The 6,101-nt window shown below is 75.2% G+C and carries 2 protein-coding genes; one reads left to right on the top strand and one right to left on the bottom strand.

Annotated features, from left to right (window positions below; genetic code table 11):
• The coding region (locus V7793_RS31620; RefSeq protein WP_336013067.1) for a type I polyketide synthase at positions 1-4,846 on the bottom strand (4,846 nt) is incomplete at its 3' end.
• Positions 4,847-5,356: 510 nt separating this feature from the next.
• Between V7793_RS31620 and V7793_RS31615 the strand changes: the two genes are divergently transcribed.
• Positions 5,357-6,101: AAA family ATPase (locus tag V7793_RS31615; RefSeq protein ID WP_336013065.1), on the top strand; the 745-nt coding region annotated here is incomplete at its 3' end.

Genomic DNA, 6,101 nt, shown 5'->3' with positions numbered 1-6,101 from the left:
GGTCCAGCCTGGTCGGCACCACGAGCGCGTCCCCGGTGGCCAGGGCCGCATCGAACAGTTCCAGGCCCTGGGCGGCGGACAGGGGCGGCAGGCCGGCCCGGTGCATGCGCTCCAGGTCGGAGGCCTCCATCTGCTCGGCGAGCCCGCCGGTGTCGGTCCACAGGCCCCAGGCCATCGACACGGCGGGCAGCCCGGCGGCCCGGCGGTGGGCGGCGAGCGCATCCAGGAAGGTGTTGGCGGCGGCGTAGTTGGCCTGGCCGCCGCCGGCCAGGAGCCCGGCGGTCGAGGAGAACAGCACGAAGGCCGTGAGCTCCCGGTCCGCGGTGAGCTCGTGCAGATTCCAGGCCGCGTCGACCTTGGGGCGCAGCACCCGCTCCACCTGCTGCGGGCTCAGCGCGGCGAGCATGCCGTTGTCGACGACGCCGGCCGCGTGCACGACCCCGTGGATCTCGTGCCGGGCGAGGAGGGCGGCGAGCTGGTCCCGGTCGGCCGCGTCGCAGCGGGCCACGGTCACTTCGGCGCCCAGCTCCTCCAGCCCGGCGCGCAGTGCGGCCGTGCCGGGGGCGTCCTCGCCGCGGCGGCTCGTCAGCAGCAGCCGGCGGACGCCGTGGGCGGTGACGAGGTGGCGGGCCAGGAGGCTGCCGAGGCCGCCCGTGCCGCCGGTGATCAGCACGGTGGCCCCGGGCTCCCACTGCGGCCGGCCGCCCGGCTCGGCCCTGGCGAGCCGCGGCGCCTGCAGCGCCCCGCCCCGTACGGCCACTTCGGGCTCCCCGCACGTGAGGGCGGCGGCCAGGCCGTCGCTCCCGTCGGTGTCGACCAGCAGGAACCGGCCGGGGTTCTCCGCCTCGGCGGCGCGCACCAGTCCGGCGAGCGGCGCGTGCGCGAGATCGCCGGCCCGGGTCACCACGGCGAGCCGCGACCGGTCGAAGCGGCGGTCGGCGAGCCAGTCCTTCAGGGCGGCCAGGACGGGGGCGAGCGTCGCGCGGACGGCCGCGGGCACGTCGTCGCCCGTCGTGGAGGGGGCCACGGGCAGCACGACCACGTCCGGCACCGGTCCGTCGAGCGAGGCGAGGCCGGGGTGGAGGGGCGCCGCCAGTCCGAGGTCGTCCGTGCCGAGCACGGCGAGGTCTGCGGCGGCCGGCCCCGCGGGGGCGGGCACGGGGACGCGGTCGACGCGGAACAGCGACTCCCCCGGCCCGGCCGCCAGTTGCCCGGGCGAGACCGGGCGGGCGACGAGCGCCCGTACGGAGGCGACCGGTGCGCCGGTGCCGTCCGCGACCTCCAGCGACACGGCGTCCCCGCCGGCCTTGCCGATGCGGATCCGCAGCTCGGGCGCCCCGGCGGCGTGCAGGGTGACGCCGCTCCAGCTGAAGGGGAGGACGGCCTGTCCCGGGCCGAGGCCGAGGAGGTTGGCGTGGAGGGCGGCGTCGAGCAGCGCGGGGTGCACGCCGTACGAACCGGCCGTCGCCCGTGCGCTCTCCGGCAGGGCGGCCTCGGCGAACAGGTCGTCGCCGCGCCGCCACACCGCGCGCAGGCCCTGGAAGACCTCGCCGTAGCCGTAGCCGGCCGCGGCCAGCGCCGGGTAGAGCTCGCCCAGTCCGACCTCTTCGGCGCCGTCCGGCGGCCAGGCGGCCGGGTCCGCGGGCGGGGCGGCGTCGCCGACGGCTCCCAGCACTCCGGTGGCGTTGCCGGTCCACGGCGCGTCGGGGGCGTCCGCGGGCCGGGAGAACACGGCCAGCGAGCGCCGGCCGCCGTCCTCCGGGCCGACGGCGACCTGCACCGCCACGGCTCCCCGCTCGGGCAGGACGAGCGGCGCCTGGAGGGTGAGTTCCTCCACCACGCCGCAGCCGGCCTTGTCGGCCGCCTGGACGGCGAGTTCGACGAGGGCGGTGCCGGGCAGCAGGACGGTGCCGTGCACGGCGTGGTGCGCGAGCCAGGGCTGCGCGGACAGCGAGAGGCGGCCGGTGAGGAGGAGACCGCCCGAGCCGGGCAGCTCCGTGACCGCGCCCAGCAGGGGGTGGCCGGCGGACAGCTGGCCGAGTCCGCTCGCGTCCCCGCCGCTGCCGGCCGATTCCAGCCAGAAGCGGCTGCGGTCGAACGCGTAGGTGGGGAGGCCGACGCGGCGTGCGCCGCGGCCGGCGAACAGCGCGGCCCAGTCGACCTGGACGCCGGCGGTGTGCAACCGGCCGAGGGCGCCGACCAGTTCGCGCTCCTCCGTGCGGTCGCGCCGCATCGTCGCGACGGTCACCGGATCGCCGTCGGCGACGCAGTCCCGCGCCATCGCGGTCAGCACCGCGTCGGGGCCCAGCTCCAGGAACGTCCCCACGCCCAGGTCGTGCAGCGTGAGCACGGCCGAGGCGAACCGCACGGGCCGGCGGACGTGGTCCACCCAGTAGTCCGGGGAACACAGCTCCTCGGCCGTGGCCGGGGCCCCGGTCAGCGTCGAGACGACCGGGATCCGCGGCGCCTCGTAGGCCTGCGCCTTGGCGACCTGCGCGAAGTCGGCCAGCATCGGCTCCATCAGCGGCGAGTGGAACGCGTGCGAGACCTTGAGCCTGCTGCTCCTGGCGAACCGCGCGGCGATCTCCGCCACCCCGTCCTCGGCGCCGGAGATCACCACGGACTCCGGGCCGTTGACGGCCGCGAGGCCGACGGTGGCGGAGAGCAGCGGCTGAACGTCGGCCTCGGCCGCGGCGATCGCCGCCATCGCGCCGCCGGGCGGCAGCCGCCGCATCAGGCCGCCGCGGGCGAGGACCATCGCGACGGCGCCCTCCAGGGAGAGCACGCCGGACACGTGCGCGGCGGCCAGTTCGCCGACGGAGTGCCCCACGAGGAAGTCCGGGCGGACGCCCAGGGACTCCAGGAGCCGGTAGAGCGCCACCTCGACGGCGAAGATCGCGGCCTGCGCGTAGTCGGTGCGGCGCAGGGTCCCGGCGTCCGTTTCGATCACCTCGGCCAGCGGCACCTCCAGCTCCGCGCCCATGAGCGCGGCCACCTCGTCGAAGGCGGCGGCGAACACGGGGAAGGCCCGGTACAGCTCGCGGCCCATGCCGGGGCGCTGGGAGCCCTGCCCGGTGAACAGGAACGCCAGCTTTCCGCCGGTGCGGGAGCCGTCGCCGCAGAAGTCGCCACGGGAGCTTTCACCGCGGGAGCTTTCGCCGCGGGAGCCGGCGGTGACCCGGGCCAGGCCGGCGAGCAACTCCTCGCGGTCCTCGCCGACGACGACCGCGCGGTGTTCCCACCGGGAGCGGGTGGTGGCCAGTGCGCAGCCGATGTCCGCGGGGTCGGCGCCGGGCCGGGCGGCGACCCACTCGTGCAGCCGGCGGCTCTGCCCGGCGAGGGCCTCCGGCGTCCGCGCCGAGAGAATCCAGGGGACGGCCGTGAGCCGCGGAGCGCCGGCGGGCGTCCCGTCCGGGGGCTCGGCGGGCTCCGCTCCGTCCAGGGCGGGCGCGAAGGCATCCGTGGGAGCCTCTTCGAGCACCACGTGCGCGTTGGTCCCGCTGATGCCGAACGACGAGACGGCCGACCGGCGGGGCCGCCCGGTCTCCGGCCAGGCGCGGTGCTCGGTGAGCAGCTCCACCGCCCCGGAGTCCCAGTCGACCTGCGGCGAGGGCTCGTCGACGTGCAGCGTCCTCGGCAGCGCGCCGTGCCGCATCGCCATGACCATCTTGATCACGCCGGCGACGCCCGCGGCGGCCTGGGTGTGGCCGAGGTTCGACTTGACCGATCCGAGCCACAACGGCCGTCCGCCGGTCCGCTCCCGGCCGTACGTCGCCAGCAGGGCCTGGGCCTCGATGGGGTCGCCCAGCGTGGTGCCGGTGCCGTGGGCCTCGACCGCGTCGACGTCCGCCGGGGACAGGCCCGCGTCCGCCAGCGCCTGGCGGATCACCCGTTGCTGGGAGGGGCCGTTCGGTGCCGTGAGGCGGCTGCTGGCGCCGTCCGAGTTGATCGCGCTGCCCTTGACGACGGCGAGGACGCGGTGGCCGTTGCGGCGGGCGTCGGAGAGCCGTTCCAGGAGCAGCATGCCGGCGCCCTCGCCCCAGCCGGTGCCGTCGGCGCCCGCGGCGAAGGCCTTGCAGCGGCCGTCGGGGGACAGGCCCCGCTGCCGGCTGAAGTCGACGAACGTCTCGGGCGTCGACATCACCGTGACGCCTCCGGCGAGGGCCAGGGTGCACTCGCCGGACTGCAGTGCCCGGACCGCCCAGTGCAGGGCGACGAGCGAGGACGAGCAGGCGGTGTCGACGGTGACGGCCGGCCCTTCGAGGCCGAAGGTGTAGGCCACCCGGCCCGAGGCGATGCTGGCGGCGCTGCCGTTGGCGAGGTAGCCGTCGAGGTCGTCGGGAACGGACCGGATCCGAGTCGCGTAGTCGTTGTACATGACGCCGGCGAAGACTCCGGTGCGGCTGCCGCGCAGGGCCGACGGCACGATGCCGGCGTCCTCGAACGCCTCGTGGCAGGTCTCCAGCAGCAGCCGCTGCTGGGGGTCGGTGGCCAGCGCCTCGCGCGGGCTGATCCCGAAGAAGTCGTGGTCGAACTCCGCGGCGTCGTGCAGGAACCCGCCCGTGCGGGCGTAGGTCCGGCCGGGGCGCCCGGGCTCGGGGTCGTACAGGGAGTCGGTGTCCCAGCCGCGGTCGGCGGGGAAGGCGGACACGGCGTCGGTGCCCGCAGCCACCAGGTCCCACAGTTCTCCGGGGGTGGTGACGCCGCCGGGGTAGCGGCACGCCATGCCCACGATCGCGACGGGTTCGTGCGCCCGTTGCTCGGACTCGCGCAGCCTGCGCCGCGTCTCGCGCAGATCCGACGTCGTCCGTCGGAGGTAGTCGAGCAGTCGGTCCTCGTTGTTCACCAGCGCAGCCGTCCGATCGGAATCGACAGAAGCCTTCGGAAAACGCGGGGCCCCCGGGCTCCTCGGTCCGCGCCCCCGCCCATCGGAGGCTAAGGAGCCCCGGACGGCCCGGCCAACCCCTATCCCCCCCAGCCCGGGCAGGGGGTGCTCAGGGGGCGTGGCGCGCGCCGGGCGGACTTTGCCTTCAGTGAGGCAACCGAGGGCGGTGGAGCTACCTTCCATACTCTTGGAGGGCCGGAACTTGAAGGACCGGCCTGACCGTTGACACCGATGTGACACGCTACGTAAGTTTCGTGTCCATATTTCGCTGATGTCCTAGAACGATTGGGTTCGCTGGGCGCGTGATCCGTTTTGGTGACGAAACGTTTACGCGGGATCTATCGGTTTCGGCTAGACCATGCGGTGGACTGCATGGGCCGGGCCCCGTGCACCGGGGACCGGTAAAGGGTTGCAGTTCCGCAGTGCTGTTCGGTGAACCCGGATTCTCGGAATACTGACCGCGGGGGCGATATGCATCTGTACGACCGCCATAAAGAACTGGAAGCCTTGAGCGAGGCGTTCGCCGACTGCGTCGGCGGATCAGGACAGCTCGTGATCATCAGCGGAGGTCCGGGCTCGGGGAAGACCGAACTCCTCCACGAGTTCGCCAACACGGTGGCCGCGGCGGGGGCCCGGCTCCTGATCGCCACCGCTTCCGCCACCGGGCGGGACCAACCGCTGGGCACCGTGGGGGACCTGCTGCTCAGCGGCGAGGTCGCCGCGGACGTGCTGGACCGGATCACCCGCTGCCGCACCTCCGGCGGGAGCACTCCCCCGCCGTCCGGGCCGGAGCAGGAGAACTGCGTCGCGCGCGCCGTCCAGGACGCCTCCCGGGCCGTGGCGGAACTCGCCGGCGACCGGCCCGTGGTGATCGGCATCGACGACTGCCACTCCATGGACGCCGCCTCGCTCCAGACCGTGCTCGCGCTGCTGCAGCGGATCCGCGCCAAGCGGGTCCTGGTGGTGTGCACCGGCTGGGAGCAGTACGGGCCCGCCCACCCGTTCTTCCGCACCGAGCTCCTGCGCCGGCCGCACCGCAGGGTCCGCCTCGCGCCGCTCTCCGAGGAGGGCGTCGGCCTCATGCTCGCCGCGCAGTCGGAGCGGCCGTTACCGCCCGGCGCCCGCTCCCGCTACCACCGCATGACCGCCGGCAACCCCATGCTGGTGCGCGCCCTCCTGGACGACACCATGCGCTTCGGGGCCGACGTCGGCGAGC

This window comes from Streptomyces sp. KLMMK, from assembly GCF_036961605.1.
Lineage (GTDB): Bacteria > Actinomycetota > Actinomycetes > Streptomycetales > Streptomycetaceae > Streptomyces > Streptomyces telluris.
Note: the sequence above shows the minus strand (reverse complement) of the source record. Positions and strands in the feature narration are given on the sequence as shown.